This window comes from Prauserella aidingensis (assembly GCF_024171865.1).
GTDB classification, from domain to species: domain Bacteria; phylum Actinomycetota; class Actinomycetes; order Mycobacteriales; family Pseudonocardiaceae; genus Prauserella; species Prauserella aidingensis.
In genome coordinates, this window is record NZ_JAMTCN010000003.1 from 36,301 (window position 1) to 56,443 (window position 20,143).

The window sequence follows — 20,143 nt, forward strand, 5'->3', positions numbered from 1 at the left end:
CGAAGCTGTACGCCGCGTTCCGCCGCTACGCGGTCGGCGTACGGCTCACCGTCGTGCTCGCGTGCATCGTCCTCGCCATGATCGGCGTGCCGCAGCGGTACGAGCCGGCCGTGCTGGTCGCCGTGGTGACCATCGGGTGGTGCGGCCTGTCGGCGTGGTGGACGTGGCGAGCCCCCGACCGCGCCACGCCCGCACTCGTCGTGACTGCCGCGGTCGTCGCGCTACTCGCCGTCGAACTGCCCCAGGCATGGACCGCGATGGGCCCGTACAACGGCTGGGCGTTCGCGGTCGCGAGCATCACCGGCATCGCCGTCCAGTTCGAACTGCCCACCCGGCCGCGGCTCGCGCTGTTGGTCACGGTCGTCGCCGCCGTGTCCTACGTGTTCGGGGCGGCGATGGCCCGCCCGCTGCCGGACGCCGTGTGGTTCGGCGGCAGGGTGCTGCTCGACGCCCTGCTGTCCCGGTGCGCGTTCCTGCTCATCCGTTCGCGTGCCCGCGCCGCGGACCGGGCACGTGAACGCGCGGCCGCGGGGCGGCGCGCGGCCCGGGTCGCCGCCGCCCGCCGCAGCACCGAACGCGAGTACCTCGCCACGCTCCACGACACCGCCAGCGCCACGCTGCTGATGGTGTCACTCGGTGCCGGCGCACCCCAGCACTCGTGGCTGCCCGAGCGCGCCCGTAGCGACCTCGACGCGATCACGACCGTGCCCGCCCCGCCCGGCGCCCGGCAGGGCACCGTCGACCTGCCCGTCCTGCTCCGGCAGGCCGTCGCGCACCCGCTCGTCGAGGTCACCGCCGACACGCCGGAGACGCTTCCGCTACCCGCGCGGCCCGCACTGGCGATCTCCCACGGCGTGCGCGAAGCCGTGGAGAACGTCGCCCGGCACGCCGGGATGACCGAGGCGCGGCTCCGAGTCCGCCCCACCGCGGGCGGGGCCGAGGTCACCCTGGCCGACGACGGCCACGGGTTCGACCCCGCGACGATCGGCGAACACCACCACGGCATCAGCGAATCGATCTCCCGCCGCATGACCGATGCCGGCGGTGCCGTCGCCATCGACTCCGCCCCCGGTCGGGGCACGACGGTGCAGTGGAGCTGGCATGGCTGACCACGCCACCGCCACCCGACCGGGTGCCACCACGGCGACGCCCACGCCCGTGCCGGACCCACACCGGCCCGCGGCGGCACCCGCGCCGGGCCCACAGCCGGCACCGCCGCCCGGGCAGACCGCCGAACAGGTACGGGACCGGCTCGTCCGGGGAGCCCAGTTGGCCGTGCTGCTCGTGGGCGTCACCACCCAGCTCACCAGCTGCCTGCCGCAGTTGCTGGCCAACCGCGATCGGTTCGGCGCGTGGTGGACGGAGGTGGTGGGCTTCGCCGTGCTGGCGGGCGTGGCCGCGACGATCGCGACCCGGCTGCTGCGGAACCGATCCGTGTCCCGACCGCTCGCGTTCACGCTGTGCGGCGCGTGCGTGGCCGCCGCGGCGCTGGCGTCGATACCGATTCCGGCTCGCCTGCTCCTCGTGGCCGACGACTGGTCGTTCGGCATCGCGGGCTGGTACATCCTGGCGATCCTGCTGCGCACGCGGATGCGAACCATCGCGGCGGTCTTCGCGGTCCACGCGCTCGTCACCGTCGCCGAGGTGCTGCTCAAAGGCGTGCACGACCGGTACGTCACGGTGCAGATGGGCATGGTGGCGGTGTCGGTGTTCGGTCTCGAACTCGCCGTGGCACTGCTCGCGGTCGTGCTGCACCACACGGCGTCCGACGCGGGCGAGGCGGCCGAGCGCGAGGAACGCACCCGCACCGCGGAGGCGATCGCCGAAGCCACCCACCGCGACCATCGGGCCCGCTACACCCGGCTGCTCGACACCACCGTCCCGCTCCTCGCCGGCCTGGCCTACGGCGCACTCGACCCCTCCGACGAGCAGGTACGCAGGCGCGCGGCCGTCGAAACGGCCCGTATGCGCCAGCTGTTCGCCGAGACCGACGACGTGTCCGACCCGCTGCTGCACGAACTGCGCGCGGGCATCGACGTGGCCGAACGGCAGGGCGTCTCGGTGCAGCTGGCGGTACGCGGCGAGATCCGGCCCGTGCCGCAGCCGGTGCGCCAGGAACTGGTCGAGACCGCGGCGGCGGTGCTCGCCTCGGCGCGGACCACGGCCCGTGCCACCGTCCTGCGCACCCCGGCGGCGATCCGCGTGAGCGTCGTGGCCGACGCCCCGGCCGAGGTCGCCGCCACGGTCGAGCGGCAACGGCGGTCGCGCACGGAGACCACGACCACCACGAAGAACGACAGACTCTGGGTAGAGGCGGTATGGCGGACGAAATCACCGTGACGGTCGTGGACGACCATCCTGCGATGCTGGTCGGCATCGAACAGTGGTACGCCGACGCGCCGGAACCGGTACGCGTCGTCGCGGGCGGGGCGACCTCGAAGACGGCGTGGCTACCGCCCGGCGACACCGCGGACGTCGTGGTGTTCGACCTGCAGTTGGCGGGTCAGGCGACCCCGGCCTTCGGCGAGCTGCGCCGACTCGTCGACGCGGGCCGCAACGTCATCGTCTACACCATGCGCGACGACGAGCAGACCGCGCTGACCTGTCTCGACCTGGGCGCGGTGACGTTCCTGACCAAGACCGAGGGCGCCGACCACCTCGTGTCCGCGACACTCGCCGCCGCGCGGGACCGGCCGTACACGCCGCCGGCACTGGCGGGCGCCCTGTCCGCCAACACCAGCTCCGACCGGCCGAAACTGTCGATCCGCGAGGAGGAGGTGCTCGTCGAGTGGTTCCAATCCGAGTCACGGGACCTCGTGGCCGAGCGCCTGGGACTGTCCCCGAAGACGGTCACGACCTATCTCGACCGGGTGCGGCTGAAGTACGCCAACGCCGGCAGACCCGCGCGCAGCAAGGCCGCCCTCGTCGCGCGGGCCATCCAGGACGGACTGATCAGCGTCGACGACCTCTGACGCCGCGGGCCCGGGTCGCACGGGAGGGTCGGGAACGTCCGGTGATCGTGCCACCCCCAGACGCACGATCACCGGACGTTCGCCGGTCGCCACTCCAGAGCGGCGAGCCGTTGCAGGTCACCGAGCCGGAAGGTGTCGGGGCCGCGCTGGGCCACGAGACTGACCATGACCAGCCCGCGCACCAGCGTCCGCGCCTCGTTCCGGTCGCGACCGGTGAGCCCTGCGACGTCGTCGACGTCGAAATCCAGCTTCCCCGCGACCGCCAGTGCGTGCAGCAGTTCGGCCTGTGCCGGGGTGAGCCGGTCGTGGGCCCGGGCCAGTACCGCCCGCATGCCGGTCTCCGCGTCCCCGGTGTCCAGCAGGCCGAGCCGGGTGGCTTCGGCGCCCAGCCTGCTCGCGAGCCACGCCGGGTCCGGATCCCCGCCGTGGGTGAGTTCCTCGGCGGCGATGCGCAGCGCCAGCGGCAGGCCGTCGCACAGGTCGACCAGCTCGTAGACATCGGCGGGGTCGGCCTCGTCGGTCGCGGTGAGGGCGGCGAGAACACGTGCGCCGTCCCGCACCGGCAACGGCGCAACCGTCACGCGCACCGCACCCTCCCGGGCGCCCAATCCGCGCAACTGGTTCCGGCTGGTCACGACGGCCGCCGAGGTGCCACCGGGCAGCAGCGGCCGGACCTGGGCCGCGTCCCGGGCGTTGTCGAGCACGACGGCCGTGCGGCTCCGCGCCGTCACCCGGCGCAGCATCGCGCCGAGCGCGACCGGGTCCGCGGGCAGCCGCTCGGGCTCGTAGCCGGCTTGGATGAGCAGGTCGGTCAGCGCCTGCACGGTCGTCAACGGCGGCTCCGGGTGGAAACCACGCAGGTTGACGTGCAACACGCCGCCCGGGAACCGTGACCGGTCCCCTGCCTCGGCCGACAGTGCCCAGTGCGACACCAGCGCGGTTTTGCCGGCCCCGGCCGGGCCGTCGACGACGACGAGCCTGCCGCGGCCCGCGCCGAGCGCACCGCCGAGCGCCGCCAGCTCCCGCTGCCGACCCGGCAACGGCTCCGCCGGTTCCTCCTCCGCTGTCGCCGCGTTCGACGGGCCGGTTCTCGGGGACTGCGCCGCGGCGGCCGTGGCGGCCGTGGCCTCCACGGCGGGCTCGTCGGCGACACCTCCACCGGCGCCGGCACCTCCACCGGCTCCGCCCACCGTCGCGTGGCGACGGGAGGCCCCGGCCCGCTCGCCGCCGACGGCCGGGGCCCGTTGCGGGCCGTCCTCGCGCAGCAGCCGTTCGTGTACGGCGCGCAGACTCGCGCACGGCCCGACGCCGAGTCCCTCGGCCAACATGCGCCGCACCTCGTCGTAGGTGAGCAGGGCCTCGGCCGTCCGCCCGCTGTGGTGCAGGGCCAGCAGCAACCGGGTCCACAGGCTCTCCCGATTCGGATGGGCGGTGACGAGGGGGCGCAGCTCGGACACGGCACGTTCGGCCTGGCCGAGTTCGAGTCGCAGTTCGGCGCGCCGTTCGCAGACCTGGAGGTACTCCTCCTCGGCCGCGTCGGCCGCACTGGTGACCCACGGCATCGGCTCGAGTCCGCTGAGGGCGCGGCCGCGCCACCGCGACAGCGCGTCCTGCAACCGCTGCAGTTCGCCGGCATGGCCGTGCGTGCCCGTGACCTCCCGCTCGCCGGAGCCGTCGCGGCCGGCCCCCGCGGGCGCGGACGCTCCGGCCGCCTCGCGCCGCAACGTCCGGAAACGCTCCAGGTCGACGTCCTCGGACTCGACGCAGAGCCGGTACCCGCCGGAGACCGCTTCGATCGCCGCGTCCGCGCCGGCGCAGGCGAAGCCGGTCCGCAACCGCTTGACATAACCGCGCAGGGTCGTGCGCGCCGTCTCGGGCGGCTGCTCGCCCCACACCCGGTCGATGAGTTCCTCGGTGGTCAGCAGGCGACCCGCGCGCAGGGCGAGTGCCGCGAGAAGGAGGCGTTGCTTGCCTCCCGGGATGGCCACCGGCGCGCCGGCCACGCGCACATCCAGCTCCCCGAGCATGCCGATCTCGATCGACGTCATCGTGTCCCCCACCTGAACGTGATGGCACCGGCCGGTCGCCCGGTGCGTCGCCGACGCTAACGACACGCGCAGGAAGGGGATGTCGGCAGAACGACCCACAAAATAGGCCGAATCAGCGACCTCGATGCAGATAGGAGAACTGTGAGTAGTCAGCCGGTTCCGTATCGGCGTGATGACGCCCCCTCGTCACAGATCGCGGTACGGGCGGCGGTGCCTGCGACGTCCGGGCCGGTTCGGGCGGCGGGCCGGGATCGGCGGGCCTCCGGTCCCCGAACACCCGGGCGTCGGCGTCGAGGACGCGGTCGAGCAGTTCGCTGTCGCCGAGCCCGCGCCGCACCACCTCGGCCTGCTCCCGTGCCGCCGCGTACCGGGCTTGCGCGATCGTGTGCGTCACCGACGCCGACAGTGCCTCGGGCGCGACGTCGCGGACACCCCCGGTGAAGCTCACCCGGGAGACGCCGCCGTCGGCGGTCGCCACCACCGTCACGATCCCGTCCGGCGAGGTCGCCGTGCCGGTCACCTCGGCCAGCTCCTCGGTCATCCGCCGGTACGCCTCGGCAGCCCGAGCGTTGTCGGCCGCGGCCGTGTCGATCGCCTCGATCCGCCGCATCAGCTCCTGACCGGGTCGGTCACCTGTCCCTCCTTCCTCGCCGCGCGCGGGTCGCGGATGCTGTCGGCGTTGCGGCCCGTCGGTTCGTGGGGCGGCCACCGCTCCGTCGGATGCCGGTTGTCATCCCGCCCCGCCGGTCACGGTTCCCTCCGATGCCTGCCCTGCCGCCGTGGCGGCGAGTGCGGCGGCAGCCGCGGCGTGGGAGAGGGACCCGGCGGCGGAGACGGTGGTCGTCCCGGGAATGCGTCGGTCCTCGGCGCCGGCCGGTGCCCGGAGGGGAGTGGGCCCGGCGGGCGCTGTTCCGGCGGGCGCTGAACCGGGGGCCGGGGCGCCGGGGGTCGCGGTGGCCGCGCCTGTGGATCCGGGGGCTGCGCCTGGGGATCCGGGGGCTGCGCCTGCGGTGTCCCTGTCGGCGGCCGGGGCGGAGCGGGACGCCGCCCCGGGCCGGACAGGTCCGGGCGGATGCCGCCGACGAACTCCTGGAAGTCGGCGATCAGTTCGGTCAGCTGCACCGGTGTGGCCGTCAGCACGGCGTCGACGACGAGCAGTCGGCCGCTGCCGGTGCGTTCGGGGACCGTGAGGAACGTCCGCAGCTGCGCCAGATCGGTGAGCTCGGCACCGGTGCGTACCCGCAGGCCGAGGGCTTGGGTCAGGCTGCCGGTCGTCCCGTCACCGGACCGTTCGCGCCTGCCGATCTTCACGGCCACGGCGTGTTCGGCCAGGCGTCGCGCGGACTCGTCGGCGAGTTCGTCGAGCCCCGCACCGTCCTCGCGCACCCGCCCGGTCACGGCGATCGTCGCGGTGAAGCCCGCGCTCGACCCCGGGTGCACCGCGAGGAACTCCACGTCCGGTGCGCCGGCGCGTTCCGGTGGCACGGAGCGCCAACCGTCGGGGAGCGTGAACTCGATGGGTACGGGCAGCATCGTCACCAGCCCAGATCGCGCACCATCGAGCCGACGGTGTCGGCCGCTCCGGTGACGGAATCGGTGAGCCGGCCCGGATCGACCGTGATTCCGCCACCGAGTTTGCCGCCGAGTCCGGCTCCGAGGCCGAGATCACCTCCGACGTGGAACTTGCCGTCCTCGCCCATGCCGAACTGCAGCCCGGCCTCGGCACCCGCGCCCGCCCAGCCCTCGGCGTTGACACCCGCCCCGATACCGGCGATCTCGACACCGGCCCCGACGTCCGCCCGTGCTCCGGCGAACGCGTCGGCGGCCGCGTCGATGCCGGTCAGCCCGATGTCGACGTTCGCGTTCGCCGTGGCCTCGACCGCGGCGTCGGCCTGGCCGTTCACGCCGAGCGGACCGAAGTCGAGTCCGCCCTCGGCGCTGCCGCGGGCCAAGTGCGCCTCGGCACCCGCGCCCGCCGACACGCCGGTGGGATCGGCCGACGCCTCGGCGCCCGCGCTCGCCCCGAGCACGGATCCGCCGAGTGTTCCCCGCCCCGCGAACGGTCCGTGGTCGAACTCGCCGCCGAGCTCGCCCTCGGCGACACTCACACCGGCTTCCGCCTGCGCGCTCGCGCCGGGCAGTCCGATGCCGAGCGTGTCGACCAGCCGCGCGACGGGGTCCTCCTTGAGCCCCTGCGACCCGCCCCAGGACCGGTCCGTCCGCCGTTCGTGGATGCGTTCGTGTTCGCGGCCGTAGCCGCCCTGCCCGTCGGGGTGCAGGCCGAGTGTCGACGCCAGCTGAGCACCGACCGCGTCGACCCGCTGCCGGGCGTTGTCGAGGACGGCCTGCGCCTCCGCCAGCAGTCCGCCGCCCGGGTCGGCCTGCGCGGGCGCACCCGCCGCGGCCTGCGCCTGCTGCTGTGCCATCGCCGCCCGCTGCACGGCCTGCGCCTGGGTGTGCAGTTCGATCGCCCTGAGCGCCTCGCCCTGCCTCCAGGCCAGGACGTCGGCGAAGTCCGCGAGCGTCTGCCCACCCCTGGCGACGGTGTCGACCAGTTCCGTCCACTTCGGAGGCTCGGCGGAGAACACGTCCCGGAACGCGGTACTCGCATCGCCGGTCCAGTCACCGGGATCGATCTGCCCCAGCAGTCCGCCGACCTCGCCGACGGTGCCGAGGTTGCCGACGATGCCCCGCAGGTCCGCGGCGATCTGCTCCGGCTCGCCCGGAATGAGCTGTTTCGGGTCGGTCGTCTGCCCGAGCTGCGCGGCCATCAGGCGCCCCCGTCCAGTACGCTCGCGATCCGCCCCGGCGCCGCACCGAGTGCGGGCATCTGCGGGGATCGCTCGACCGCTTCGTGGAGTTCGGAGACGACACCCAGCCCCTCCTGCTCCTGCTCCAGGTACCGGTCGGCCGCCGCACGCAGCCCACTGCCGTGTTCGCCGGCTCGTTCCCGGAGCGAGCGCAGTTGCCGGTCGACGTCGTCCATGAACCGGCCCCACGCCGACTGGACGTCGCCGTGCCCGTAGTTCCCACCGGGCCCCTGCCACGCGACCTCCGCGGCCCGCGCCACCGTCTCGGCGATGCGCCCGGCCGTCTGTCGCAGTTCGTCGGGTACCGCATCGAAACCCGCCATGCCGCTCCCCGTCGCCTCCTCGGCTTCGCTCACCGGGTCTCACCCGGCCCTCCACCCCTCGCCTGCGAGCGATACTGCCGAGTAGCTGTGGTTCTCCGGTGGTACGGCCGTGGCATCGGGGCGCGGCGGCGGGACGGCCCCGGGCACCCGGCGCGGGGCCCAGGTCAGCCCGTGCGGGTGCTGTCCCGGACGACGAGCTTCGGCACGAGGGCGACGTGTGCGGCATCGCGCGCCGCGGGCCCACCGGCGGCGTCGCCCAGCAGGCGCACCGCCTCGTCCGCGATCCGCCGGGTCGGCTGGTCCACGGTGGTCAGCGGCGGCTCGGCGAGCCGGGTGAACTCGATGTTGTCGAAACCGGTGACCTGTATCCGGTCGGGCACTGTGATGCCACGGGTGCGGCAGGCGCGCACCGCGCCGAGCGCGATCAGGTCGTCGGCACACACGAGCGCGTCCGGCAACCGCCCGGAGTCGGCGAGCAGGCCCACCGCACGTTCGCCCCATTCCACGCTGTAGTCGCCGAGGAGTGTCCACTGTGGGCCGGTTTCGACGCCGATCTCGTCGGCGTGTCGGAGGAATCCGGCATGACGCAGTTCGCTCGACGAATTGGTGAGCCGGGCGCCGAGGTACGCCGCCGACCGTGCACCGCCGTCACGGACGTGTTCCACGACCGCGCGCATCGCGGCGATGTCGTCCACGCCGACCCAGTCCGTGCTCGTGCCGCCGACGAACCGGTCGAGCTGGACCAGCGGAAGTCGCTCGGCCGTTCGCTGCACCGCGGGAGTGCTGTCGGTGCCGTGGCACGGACTGACGATGATGCCGTCCACGTTGCGGGTCACGAGGGCGTCCAGTCGCTTGGCCTCGGTGGCGGGATCGGACTGGGCGTCACAGAGCAGCAATTCCTTGCCGTCGGCGCCGAGTGCGTGTTCGACGCTCTCGACGAGCGCGGTGAAGAACGGGTTCCGGATGCTCGGCACGACCATGCCGACCGTGTCCGTCCGGCTGACGCGCAGCGCCCGCGCGATCGGGTTCACCTCGTACCCGAGCTCACGGGCCGCCTCCCGGACCCGCTCGGCGACGTCCGAGGAGACCTTGCGCCCGCCCGACAGTGCGCGGGAGACCGTGGCCGTCGAGACTCCCGCGTGGCGTGCGACGTCGGCAATGGTGACCCGCTGCAATCGTTTACCTCTCCGTAGTGGGCGAAACCGGAACTTAATCGGTTCCCCTGACACTGGTCCAGGCTAGACCATTGACCTTCCGCCACAAGTCTCTCTAACGTACTCCGCAATTCACGGGCAATCGATTACACCGACGTCCCGGGGATCACCGTCCGGACTCTCGACACCGTCGCGATCGAGCACCCGTCGCCGACGAGACCCGCCCCGGGCGGACCCCGAACCTCCGACGCCCGTCCGTCGCCCCCGAGCACAGAGAGCACTGATGACCACTCTCGGAGTCTTCCCTCCCAAACCGAACGCCCTGCGCGAACTGTTCGGCACCGACAAGGTCGTGATCGGCGTCGTGCACCTACCCGCACTCCCCGGCAGTCCGCACTACACCGGGACTCCCCTCGCCGACATCCGCACGTTCGCCGTCGAGGAGGCCCGTGCCTACCTCGACGGCGGGTGCCACGGCGTCGTCGTCGAGAACCACTGGGACATCCCGTTCCCGAAACCGGGCGAACACGGCTACGAGACCGCCGCGGCGATGGGTGTCGTCACCGCCGCCGTGCGCGACGCGACCGACGGCGGCGTCGGCGTCAGCGTGCTGTCCAACGCGGCCGAATGTGCGATCGCCTCCGCGTGGTCCGGTGGCGGCGGGTTCGTGCGGGTCAACCAGTGGGCCAACGCCTACGTCGCCAACGAAGGCATCATCGAGGGGCAGGCGGCCGCCGCGACGCGCTACCGCAGCCGCATCGGCGCGGGCCCGGTGAAGGTGTTCGCCGACGTCCACGTCAAGCACGGTGCGCACGCGATCGTCGCCGACCGCACGCTGGCCGAACAGACCGAGGACGCCGAGTTCTTCGACGCCGACGTGCTCATCGCCACCGGCTCCCGCACCGGGGACGCCGCCGCGGTCGACGAGGTGGCGGGCATCAAGGAGCACACGAGCCTGCCCGTCGTCATCGGCTCCGGCATCACCTCCGGCAACATCGGCGAGCTGCTGCCCGCCTGCGACGGCGTCATCGTCGCCTCGTCGGTGAAGGACAACGGCCGCTGGTGGGGCCGCGTGGACCCGGCCAAGGTCCGCGAGCTCACCACCGCCGCCGAACGAGCGGGCGCGGTCCTGCCGTGATCGTGTTCTGCGGGTACGCCAACAACGACGTCACCGCGTCGGTTCCCGAGCTGCCCACGACCGGGCAGCGGGTGCAGGCCGTCGCGGTCGACAGGGGTGACGGCGGGATGGCCGCCAACGCCGCTGCGGCCGCCGCCCGGCTCGGCGCCCACGCCGCGTTCGCGGGTGCGGTCGGCACGGACCCGCTGTCGACCGCCTTCCTCGAGGCCCTCGCCGCCGACGGCGTCGACGTGTCACTCACCCGCCGGGATGCACAACTGACCACCGCGCTCGTGCTGCTCACCCCGGACGGGGAACGGGCGATCATCAGTCAGGACGACGACCTCACCGGCGCCGACATCGCGGCGGCTGCCGGGCACGCCGACGGCGGCTGGCTCTACCTGGACGGGTACCGCTTCCCGGAGGCGGCGGCCGCGCTGGCCGACACCGCGCGCGTGGTGGTTGACCTCGACGGCTGCGAATCCCGGGAGGCTGCACTCGCGGCACTCGAGGTCGCCGAACACGTCGTGCTGGGCCGTGGCCAGGCGGCGGCGTTGCTGGGCGACGACGAGGTGTGCGCCTCGCTGGCCGGCCGGCACGGCACTCACCTGGTGATCACCGACGGGGGTCGTGGCGCGCTGCTGCTACCGCCGGACGGGAGCAGCACCCGGATTCCGACGATCGAGGTGTCCGCCGTGGACACCACCGGTGCGGGCGACTGTTTCGTCGGCGCCTACTGCACCGAACTCGCCCGCGGCGCGGCACCGACGAGCGCCGCCCGGTTCGCAGCCGTCGCTGCGGGCCTGTCCTGCACGAGCCCCGGCGCGCGCGCCGGACTTCCGCACCGCGCCGCGGTGCTGTCCGGTCTCGACACCGCATCAGGCGCGGACACCGGTTCCCCCGGAGAGGAGCGAACATCATGCGACGCAAGCTGATCGCGCTCGCCGCACTGGGCCTGCTGCTCGTGGTGACGGCGTGCGACACCGCCGCGCGCCGCGAAATGGCGGCCGAGGCCCGGGCCCAGCAGCAGGGCCCGCCACCGCCCTCCGACGTCGCCGAGTCGTGCGAGGTCGACGGCGACCGGCCCAAGATCGGCATCGTGCCGATCAACCTGCAGGCACTGTTCTTCAACCAGATCATCACCGGCGCCGAGCACATCGCACGGGAGGCCGGCGTCGAGGTGCAGGTCGTCAACGGCGACGACGACTCGCAGAAGCAGGCGAACGCGATCGACAACCTCGTCGCGAACGACTTCGACGCGATCATCGTGGACGCGGTCGACACCGACGGCATCCGGCCCGCGATCCGCAGGGCCGACGCAGCGGGCGTACCGGTGGTCGCGGTCGACGCCGTCGTCGACGACAAAGCCGTCTCCGCGCAGGTGGGCACGGCTAACGTCGAGGGAGGCAGGCAGCTCGGTGACGAGCTGCTGGACCTCAGCGGCGGCGAGGGCGACGTCGGCATCGTGGGCGCGCTCAACAGCACCGTGCAGCTGCAGCGGCAGAAGGGCTTCTCCGACCGGGTGACCGACGGCGGCATGACGATCCGGCACGTCGTGGACGGACGCAACATCCAGGAGGAGGCGCAGACGGTCGCCGAGAACCTCCTCACCGGCAACCCGGACCTGCCGTACGCCTACGCGACCGGGGAACCGGCGCTGATCGGACTGGCCGCCGCCGTCACGAGCCAGCAGCGCAGCGACGAGATCGAGGTCGTCGGCTGGGACCTGTCGACGCAGGCGGTCGACGGGTTGCGCGCCGGCTGGATCAAGGGCGTCGTGCAGCAGAACACGTTCGAGTTCGGCTACCAGTCGATGAACGCGGCGATCGACCTGGTCTGCGGTCGTGACGTACCGGCCGACATTCCGGTGCCGACCCAGATCGTCACGCCGGACAACGTGTCCGAGTACCTCTACTACCTGGAGCGGGAATGAGTCACGAGAGCACCGACCCCCAGGGCGGCGACGGGCAGGGCGGCGACACGCTCGTCACCCTCGAGGGCATTACGAAATCGTTCGGCGCGGTGCAGTCGCTCCGCGGCGTGGACCTGCGGCTCGGGCCGGGCGAGGTGCTCGGCCTCGTCGGCGACAACGGCGCGGGCAAGTCGACCCTGATGAAGGTCCTGTCCGGGGCGATCCGGCACGACACGGGGTCGATCACCGTCGGGGGCAAACAGGTCCGGTTCCACAGTCCGGCCGACGCCCGCGCCGAGCACATCGGCATCGTCTACCAGGACCTCGCCCTGTGCGACACGCTCGACGTCGCGAGCAACCTGTTCCTCGGCCGTGAACCGCGGAAGGGCCCGTTCGTCGACCGCGCCGAGATGCACCGTCAGGCCGCCGAGATGCTGTCCACGCTGCACGTGCGGGTGCGTTCGACGTACCAGGAGATCGGCGAACTGTCCGGCGGGCAGCGGCAGGCGGTCGCGATCGCACGCGCCGTCTCGTTCCAGCCGAAGGTGCTGATCCTGGACGAACCGACGGCCGCACTGGCGGTCGCCGAGGTCCGGCAGGTGCTGCGCATGATCCGCGAGGTTGCTCAGCAGGGCGTCGGCGTCATCCTCATCACCCACCGACTACAGGACCTGTTCGAGGTGTGCGACCGCATCACGGTGATGTACGAGGGGCAGAGCGTCGACGACGCCGCGACCGCCGACCTCGACATCGAGACGCTCGTCGGGATGATCACCCGCTCGAACACGACGACCGAGGAGGCGGCATGACGACGCAGGTGGCGTCCCCGCAGCAGCAGCGGGATCTGGCGGCCCAGCCGTCGTGGTGGGAGCGCGTGAACAAGGCGACCGTGGCGATGCTCGGTGTCACGGTGGCTCTGTTCATCGGGTTCGGCATGGCCTCGCCGAACTTCCTCACGTTCGGCAACATGTCGAACCTGGCGACCCAGGTGGCGATCACGCTGATCGTGGCGATCGCGATGACGTTCGTGATAACGACGGGCCAGATCGACCTGTCGGTGGGCTCGACGGTCGCGTTCGTCGCGGCGATGACGGCCGAGCTGCTGCAACTCGGCCTCGACTCGTCCCTCGTCATCGTGGCGGGCCTGCTGGCGGGGCTGTTCTGGGGCTCGGTGAACGGCTGGCTGTCGGCGTACCAGAACATCCCTCCGTTCATCGTCACGCTCGCGGCGATGTCGATCATCCGCGGGTTCGCTCTGTTGTGGACGGAGGGCTTCTCGGTCCCGATCGACCGCCGACTGTTCGTGGCGAAGATCGGCGAGGCCGAGTTCCTCGGCTTCTCCGCGCTGGCGTGGATCGCGCTCGGAACCGCGGTCATCGGCGGAATCCTGTTGTCGCGCATGCGGTTCGGCCGCTACGTCAACGGCATCGGCGCACAGGAGGAATCGGTACGCCGTGCCGGCGTGAACACCCGCCGCATCAAGATGATCACGCTGATGCTGACGGGACTCGCGGCGGGCGCTGCCGGCATTCTCACCGCAGCGCGCCTGGGATCCGGGTCCGCCAACTCGGCGGAGGGCTTCGAGCTCACCGTGATCGCGGCGGTCGTCCTGGGCGGCACGAACCTGTTCGGCGGCCGCGGCACGATCGTCGGGACGGTGATCGGCGCGCTGATCACCGGCATGATCGCCAACGGCCTGACGCTCATGGGCGTGAGCCCGTTCCTCACCCCGATCGTGACGGGCCTGGTGCTGATCGCGGCGATCTGGATCAACCTGCGCGGCCGGTCGCTCGCCCAGCTGGTCTCCCACCTGACGAAACGACCGACATGACCGCCGTCACCACCGTCACCGGGGCGGTGCCTACCGCCGAGCTCGGACTGACCCTCACCCACGAGCACCTGCACAACGACGTGCGCAGGGCGGTCGGCCCACCGGCCGATCCGGAACTGGCGTGGCTGCGGGACGCCCCGACCGGTCCGGAGATCGCGTGGCTGCTGCGCGAACAGCCCTACGCGTGCCTGGACCACTGCACCCTCGACGACCCGGGGCCGGTCGCCGACGACCTGGCCGCGTTCGCCGCTGCGGGCGGCGGAACGGTCGTCGACGTCACGCCGCCGGGACTGGGCCGGGATCCGTCGGTGCTGCGGGACCTGGCCGAACGAACCGGGGTGCGGATCGTCATGGGCTCGGGCTGGTACCTGGAGGACTTCCACCCGCCCGAGCTGTCCAGCACCGACGACCACGTCCTGGCGACCGCACTGGTCGACGAGTTCCGCCTCGGTGCGGGTGCGACGGGCATCGCGCCCGGCGTGATCGGCGAGATCGGCGTCTCCCCCGCATTCACCGACGCCGAGCACCGCACGCTGCGGGCGGCGGCCGTGGCGCAACGCGAAGTGGGCGTCCCGCTGTACGTGCACCTGCCCGGTTGGCAACGCCGGGCGCACGAGGTGCTCGACATCGTCGTCGACGAGGTCGGGGTCGCGCCGGGCGCCGTCGTGCTGTGCCACATGGACCCGTCGGGCCAGGACGTCGCCTACCAGCGCTCCGTGGCCCGGCGGGGCGTGTGGCTCGAGTTCGACATGATCGGCATGCCGTTCCGCTACCCCGGCGAGGGTCAGTCGCCCGCACCCGCCGACACGGCGGGTGCGATCGCCGGGCTGATCGAGGACGGCTTCGCCGACCGGCTGCTGCTCAGCCACGACCTGTTCCTCAAGAGCATGCTCACCGTCCACGGCGGCAACGGACTCGGCTACGTGCCGACCCTGTTCACCTCCCGGCTTCGGGATCTCGGAGTACCCGGCGAGATCACCTCCGGACTGCTGCGCACCAATCCGACGCGGCTGTTCGAGGCGGCCGCCCACGACTGATGCCCGCGCACCCCGAGTCCCCGACATCCGCACCCATCGACCGCGCCCCGGTGACGACCGGGAAACTCAACCAGAAAGGGACCACCTCCGTGGCACGAGTACTGATCGCCGGTGAAAGCTGGATCACCCAGTCGACGCACATCAAGGGCGTCGACTCGTTCGTGACGAGTTCGTACGTGGAAGGCGTCGCTCCCCTGCGGACGGCGTTGACCTCGCGCGGGCACGAGGTCGTGCACCTGCCCGCACACCTCGTACCGTCCGATTTTCCCGAGGACCGGGCGGGCCTGGAAGCCTACGACGTCGTCGTCCTGTCCGACATCGGCGCGAACTCGGTGCAGCTCGCACCGTCGGTGTTCGACGGCGCCCGCCCCGGTGCCGACCGACTCGCCGCACTGCGGGACTGGGTCGACGCGGGCGGCGGCCTGCTGATGGTGGGCGGCTACCTGTCGTTCACCGGGTTCGAGGCCAAGGCGGCCTACCGCAACACGGTGCTGCACGAGGTGCTGCCCGTCGACCTGTTGCCCGAGGACGACCGGGTCGAACTGCCCGCAGGCGCCCGCGGCCGGGTCACCGCCGACCACCCCGCGCTCGGCGGCGTCAACGGCGAGTGGCCGCGGCTGCTCGGCTACAACCGCGTGCGCCCGCGGCCCGCCACCGAGGTGCTCGCGACGATCGGCGACGACCCGCTGGTCGCGGTCGGCACCTACGGCGAGGGCCGCAGCGCGGTCTTCACCTCGGACTGCTCGCCGCACTGGGCACCGCCCGAGTTCTGCGAGCAGTGGCCGGGCTACGCGGACGTGTTCGGCGGTCTGATCGACTGGCTCGCGGCGTGAGCCGGTCCGAACAGCTCCTCCGCGCAGGCGGTCCCGCACTGGAACGGGCCACGGCGATGCGGTTCGCCTCCGACGTCCACGACGGCACGATCGGCGACCGGGAGTACGCGCGCTACCTCGAGTTCGAGGCCGGGTTCGTCGACACCGCGGCCCGGCTGCACGGACTCGCGGCCTGGCGGGCGCCGCACTGGCGGGCCGTCACCCGCAACGCCGTGGCGCTGCACGGGCTCGTCACCGAGCAGACGGAGTACTTCGCCACCGCGCGCGCCGCGTGGCCGGTCCGGGCCGAGACGTCCGAGGCTGCGCGCCGCGCGGCGGCGGCGCTGTCGGACTACGCGCTCACGGCCGCCGAGGAGGGCGGGTACGCCGCCGTCACCACGGTCATGTTCGCCGCCGAGACGCTGTACCTGTCCTGGTGCACCCGCGCCCTCCAGGACGGGACACCGCCGGCCGGGCCCGTCGCCGACTGGGTCGAACTGCACACCCGCGAGCCGTTCACCTCGGGCGTCGCCGCACTCGGCGCCGCGGTCGACGAACTGCCCTCCGACATCGCCGACGACCGTCTCACCGCCTGGTTCACCGGCATGCTCGACGCGGAGATCACCTTCCACGACGCGGTGTATCTGTAGTGGCGCACCTGTGGCCCCTCGCGAATCGTCTCGCGAGGGGCCACAGGCGTACGGACGCGACGGGGCGTGGCTCAGTCGTCGGCGAGCTCGGGCGGGAACCCGCCGGTGGCGATCGGGCCCCAGTCGTCGATCGTGATGCGCAGCAGGGACTTGCCCTGCCGCTGCATCGCCTCGCGGTACTCGTCCCAGTCGGGGTGTTCGCCGGAGATGCAGCGGAAGTACTCGACCAGGCCGTCGAGCGCGTCGGGCATGTCAAGCACCTCGGCGGTGCCGTCGAGCTGCACCCACGCGTCGTCCCACTCCTCGGAGAGCACGCACAACGACACGGCCGGGTTCCGCCGCGCGTTGCGGGTCTTCGCCCGGCTCGGGTACGTGGAGACGACGATCCGGCCGCTCTCGTCGACGCCGCAGGTCACGGGCGACAGCTGGGGCCTGCCGTCGGCCCGGGTGGTCATGAGCACGGTGCGGTGCCGGGGCCGCACGAACTCCAGGAGTTCGTCCCGGCCGACCCGTTCGGCGGTGGCGATGCGTGGCAATCTGGCGACCTCCCGGTCTGCTGGCTGTGCTGGGTCTGCTGGCTGTGCTGGGTCTGCTGGCTGTGCTGGGTCTGCTGGCTGTGCTGTCTCCCGTCCGGCGGCAGGCGCTCGGGCGACCGCGGCCGCGTCACCGCGCCGGGTCACTGCGCCGCGTCACTGTGCCGCCCCGGCGACCCGTTCCGGCTGCCTGCCGCTCCGCCGGTGATCGCGGTCGCACTCTAACCGGCCTCACCGCCTGCCCGCCGCGTGCTCCACCCGCGTCCCGTCGCAGCGCACCGGCCCGAAGCAGGGCGGCGGGGCCGACCACCACGTCCCTCGGACCTCCGAGGGGAGCGATTCCCGATCTTTCGTGTGGAGCGAACACGTCAGGCGATTCACCATCGGGTGGCGTTCACCCCGCAGCCGTGTGATCATTTCCTCGCGTGATCGATTTTCGAAACCGTGAAATGTCTCTACCAATACTTTTTTGCGAATGACACCCGAGTGGTGTTCACGTTACGTGTCCGGTTATCACATAGCGTATTTGACCCGACACGCCGGGTGTCTGACACGTTCGAGTGATACTGACAAGCTGTGACCGAATGTCCACACAATGCCCTCGGTCTCGCTTTACCTCACTCACACGTGGCACAGTATCCGCTGGTCAAGGCGTTTCACGCGGCACTCTTGGCCAATCGGGACGTCTTTCTGATACGTTCTCCGGGTTGTCTGGCGCGAGTCAAAGAAAGCCGACTCCTGTACGCCTAAACCTTCTTTCGGAAAACGATCTGTGTTCCACGACACCGATACGTGACTTCTCCGTTGCCGTTTCGTAATATCTCGGAAGGTGTTCGCGACAACCCCGCGTGTTCCCCAGCACGGTCGCGACCCAGCCGACTCGGAACCCCGACCGGTCGGCACGCGAAACCAAAAAGGAGAACCACCCCGTGGAGTGGAACGACATCCCCCGGAACGCGAAGAACATCTTCGCGCGAAAGACCCTGACCCCGAGCTCCCCGAAACTGAACTCCTCCTTGAAGGAGAGTGTCCGCGGCTACGCCGCCGTGGGACTGCTCGCGACGGCGCTCGCCGGTGTCGTCGGCCAGGCCGCGTTCGCCGACGAGGAGGTCAACGCCGCCGCGTCCCAGCGCACCGCCGACTCCGCCGCCCAGAATGCGGGCGTGGTCCGTGCGCACAGTCACTTCGGTGTCGCCCAGCTCGGTGAGAAGGCCTCCGAGTCCGAGAAGCCGGAGCAGGGCGGCGCGTCCGGCGGCCAGGCCCGGCAGGCCGCCCCGGCCGAGGGCGGCAAGCAGACCGACCAGAAGCAGCAGTCGCAGCCGCAGCAGAAGCAGCAGACCGAGGCGAAGGCCCAGCAGGCGAAGGCGCAGGAGGCGAAGCAGAACAAGCCCGCCCCGAAGGCACAGCCCAAGCCGAAGCCCGCGCCGAAGCCGCAGTTCGACCAGGTCGACCGCTGGATCAACCGCGCGATCGACATTCTGCGGCAGAACAACGTGGAGATCACGCACGAGAAGCGTGACGAGATCCGCACGATCATCGAGAAGGAGTCGAGCGGTGACCCGCGGGCCATCAACCTGTGGGACAGCAACGCGGCCAAGGGCATCCCGTCGAAGGGCCTGATGCAGACCATCGACCCGACGTTCGACGCCCACAAGCTGTCGGGTCACGACGACATCTACAACCCGGTCGACAACATCATCGCCGGTGTCCGCTACACGCTGGACCGCTACGGCAGCTTCGACGAGCACCCCGGCCTCGCCTCGATGGCCGGTGGCGGTGACTACCAGGGCTACTGAGCACGCGGTTCGCGCGCCGACAGCCTCGCTCGGTTCTCACAGGCCGCTCGGAGATCCTTCCCGACCTCCGAGCGGCCTGCTCGCGTCGCCTGCCCCGCCGATCACGAGACGCCGCAGGCCAGGATGCGCCGGGGCAGGCGACGCCGGCGGTCAGGGTTTGCGGCCGAGGCCGACGAAACCGCTGGCGGCCGAAGGGTTGGCCCGGAACTCCTCCGAGGCCGGGGACTCGCGCAGCTCCGGCCTCCACTCGGGCGTCCACGTGATACCGGGTTCGACGAGCTCGAGGCCGTCGAAGAACCGCTCGAACTCCTCGCGGGAACGGAGGAACAGCGGCGAACTCGAGCGGGCGTACTGCTCCCTGATCGCCTCGCGTTCGTTCTGGCCCTCGTCCGGCACGCCGTCGAACGTCAGGTGCGAGGTCAGCAGGTACGAGCCGGCCGGGAGCCGCTCCACGTAGTCGCGCACGACGCCGTACGGATCGTCGTCCGGGCCGAAGAAGTACAGCACGTTGACGACGATGAGGCCGATGGGCTTCGTCGGGTCGAGGACGCCCGTGTCGAGGGCCGCCTCCCACACCTCGTCGACGTCGAGCAGGTCGGCCTGGATCACGGCGTGACGGGTCGGATCGCCCTCCCGCTCGAGCAGTACCCGGGAGTGGGCCACGGCGACCGATTCGTTGTCGACGTACACACACCGACTGTCGGGGTCGACCGAGTCGGCGATCTCGTGGACGTTGCCGACCGTCGGAACGCCGGATCCGAGGTCGAGGAACTGGGTGATGCCCTGATCGGCGAGGTACTGGACGCCGCGGCCCAGGAACTCACGGCCGACCCGGGCCATGGTGCGCACGATCGGGAAGGTCTCGACGGCCTTCGCGCCGAACTCGCGGTCGATGGCCCAGTTGTTGTTCCCGCCGAGGAACCAGTCGTAGATCCGGGCTGGGTTGGGGCGTTCCAGATCCACACCCTCCGGTACGGAGCCCTGGTCGTTCGGCGCCATCGTTCCTCCTCGTCGTCCCGCGGACCCGCGTTGTTGATCAACCGCCTGTTGTCACCCTACCGGGGGAATGCCCGGGATCCCACCCGGCGTCGTTCCGGGCCTGACCGCGGCCGAACGCCGCTCCCGTCACCGGATCCGCCGGCACGGCC

At 71.8% G+C, this 20,143-nt stretch carries 20 protein-coding genes; 12 read left to right on the forward strand and 8 right to left on the reverse strand.

Annotated elements, in window-relative coordinates:
• The first annotated feature begins 77 nt into the window (after positions 1–77).
• The 3 genes from LY13_RS04260 to LY13_RS04270 are packed head-to-tail and all read left to right on the forward strand — an operon-like array spanning position 78 to position 2,972.
• A complete protein-coding gene (locus LY13_RS04260) occupies positions 78–1,109 on the forward strand; it encodes a sensor histidine kinase (RefSeq protein ID WP_253826833.1) in 1,032 nt (343 codons plus the stop codon).
• Positions 1,102–2,340, forward strand: coding sequence for a hypothetical protein (locus LY13_RS04265; protein ID WP_253826834.1), 1,239 nt, complete (start codon positions 1,102–1,104; stop codon positions 2,338–2,340). Before LY13_RS04260 ends, LY13_RS04265 begins: the two co-directional genes overlap by 8 nt.
• Positions 2,319–2,972 carry a response regulator transcription factor gene (locus LY13_RS04270; protein ID WP_253826835.1) on the forward strand — a complete coding sequence of 218 codons (654 nt, stop codon included), beginning with the start codon at positions 2,319–2,321 and terminating at the stop codon, positions 2,970–2,972. The genes LY13_RS04265 and LY13_RS04270 overlap by 22 nt, the downstream gene beginning before the upstream one ends.
• A 68-nt stretch (positions 2,973–3,040) precedes the next feature.
• Here the strand turns inward: LY13_RS04270 and LY13_RS04275 are convergent, their stop codons facing one another.
• The 6 genes from LY13_RS04275 to LY13_RS04300 form a co-directional block, all read right to left on the reverse strand.
• A complete protein-coding gene (locus tag LY13_RS04275; protein WP_253826836.1) occupies positions 3,041–5,020 on the reverse strand; it encodes an AfsR/SARP family transcriptional regulator in 1,980 nt (659 codons plus the stop codon).
• 112 nt (positions 5,021–5,132) lie between these two features.
• Positions 5,133–5,630, reverse strand: coding sequence for a YbaB/EbfC family nucleoid-associated protein (locus tag LY13_RS04280; RefSeq protein ID WP_253826837.1), 498 nt, complete (start codon positions 5,628–5,630; stop codon positions 5,133–5,135).
• 137 nt (positions 5,631–5,767) lie between these two features.
• Positions 5,768–6,553 carry a hypothetical protein gene (locus LY13_RS04285; protein WP_253826838.1) on the reverse strand — a complete coding sequence of 262 codons (786 nt, stop codon included), beginning with the start codon at positions 6,551–6,553 and terminating at the stop codon, positions 5,768–5,770.
• Positions 6,554–6,555: 2 nt separating this feature from the next.
• A complete protein-coding gene (locus tag LY13_RS04290; RefSeq protein ID WP_253826839.1) occupies positions 6,556–7,791 on the reverse strand; it encodes a putative T7SS-secreted protein in 1,236 nt (411 codons plus the stop codon).
• Positions 7,791–8,186 (reverse strand): hypothetical protein, encoded by a 396-nt coding sequence (locus tag LY13_RS04295; RefSeq protein ID WP_253826840.1) that lies wholly within the window; start codon positions 8,184–8,186, stop codon positions 7,791–7,793. Before LY13_RS04295 ends, LY13_RS04290 begins: the two co-directional genes overlap by 1 nt.
• Before the next feature lie 131 nt (positions 8,187–8,317).
• The gene (locus LY13_RS04300) at positions 8,318–9,328 is read right to left on the reverse strand and encodes a LacI family DNA-binding transcriptional regulator (protein ID WP_253826841.1); all 1,011 of its coding nucleotides are present in this window, start codon (positions 9,326–9,328) and stop codon (positions 8,318–8,320) included.
• A gap of 262 nt (positions 9,329–9,590) precedes the next feature.
• Here LY13_RS04300 and LY13_RS04305 point away from each other — a divergent pair, with 262 nt between their 5' ends.
• The 8 genes from LY13_RS04305 (at position 9,591) to LY13_RS04340 (ending at position 16,666) form a co-directional block, all read left to right on the forward strand.
• Positions 9,591–10,445, forward strand: coding sequence for a BtpA/SgcQ family protein (locus LY13_RS04305; protein ID WP_253826842.1), 855 nt, complete (start codon positions 9,591–9,593; stop codon positions 10,443–10,445).
• On the forward strand, positions 10,442–11,359 hold the full coding sequence (locus tag LY13_RS04310) for a carbohydrate kinase family protein (protein WP_253826843.1): 918 nt from the start codon (positions 10,442–10,444) through the stop codon (positions 11,357–11,359). The genes LY13_RS04305 and LY13_RS04310 overlap by 4 nt, the downstream gene beginning before the upstream one ends.
• Positions 11,344–12,357 (forward strand): substrate-binding domain-containing protein, encoded by a 1,014-nt coding sequence (locus tag LY13_RS04315; RefSeq protein WP_253826844.1) that lies wholly within the window; start codon positions 11,344–11,346, stop codon positions 12,355–12,357. Before LY13_RS04310 ends, LY13_RS04315 begins: the two co-directional genes overlap by 16 nt.
• Positions 12,354–13,145, forward strand: a complete 792-nt coding sequence (locus LY13_RS04320) for an ATP-binding cassette domain-containing protein (RefSeq protein ID WP_253826845.1) — start codon at positions 12,354–12,356, stop codon at positions 13,143–13,145. The genes LY13_RS04315 and LY13_RS04320 overlap by 4 nt, the downstream gene beginning before the upstream one ends.
• A complete protein-coding gene (locus LY13_RS04325) occupies positions 13,142–14,167 on the forward strand; it encodes an ABC transporter permease (protein WP_253826846.1) in 1,026 nt (341 codons plus the stop codon). The genes LY13_RS04320 and LY13_RS04325 overlap by 4 nt, the downstream gene beginning before the upstream one ends.
• Positions 14,164–15,204 (forward strand): phosphotriesterase family protein, encoded by a 1,041-nt coding sequence (locus LY13_RS04330; protein WP_253826847.1) that lies wholly within the window; start codon positions 14,164–14,166, stop codon positions 15,202–15,204. Before LY13_RS04325 ends, LY13_RS04330 begins: the two co-directional genes overlap by 4 nt.
• An 89-nt stretch (positions 15,205–15,293) precedes the next feature.
• Positions 15,294–16,037 (forward strand): glutamine amidotransferase, encoded by a 744-nt coding sequence (locus LY13_RS04335; RefSeq protein ID WP_253826848.1) that lies wholly within the window; start codon positions 15,294–15,296, stop codon positions 16,035–16,037.
• A complete protein-coding gene (locus tag LY13_RS04340) occupies positions 16,034–16,666 on the forward strand; it encodes a TenA family protein (protein ID WP_253826849.1) in 633 nt (210 codons plus the stop codon). Before LY13_RS04335 ends, LY13_RS04340 begins: the two co-directional genes overlap by 4 nt.
• Before the next feature lie 71 nt (positions 16,667–16,737).
• On the opposite strand, the gene LY13_RS04345 is transcribed toward LY13_RS04340, so the two are convergent.
• Positions 16,738–17,202 carry a PPOX class F420-dependent oxidoreductase gene (locus LY13_RS04345; RefSeq protein ID WP_253826850.1) on the reverse strand — a complete coding sequence of 155 codons (465 nt, stop codon included), beginning with the start codon at positions 17,200–17,202 and terminating at the stop codon, positions 16,738–16,740.
• Between the two features lie 926 nt (positions 17,203–18,128).
• Here LY13_RS04345 and LY13_RS04350 point away from each other — a divergent pair.
• A complete protein-coding gene (locus tag LY13_RS04350) occupies positions 18,129–18,995 on the forward strand; it encodes a transglycosylase SLT domain-containing protein (protein WP_253826851.1) in 867 nt (288 codons plus the stop codon).
• A gap of 150 nt (positions 18,996–19,145) precedes the next feature.
• Here LY13_RS04350 and LY13_RS04355 read toward each other — a convergent pair whose 3' ends face one another.
• Positions 19,146–19,994 (reverse strand): SAM-dependent methyltransferase, encoded by an 849-nt coding sequence (locus LY13_RS04355; RefSeq protein WP_253826852.1) that lies wholly within the window; start codon positions 19,992–19,994, stop codon positions 19,146–19,148.
• Between the last annotated feature and the right edge of the window lie 149 nt (positions 19,995–20,143).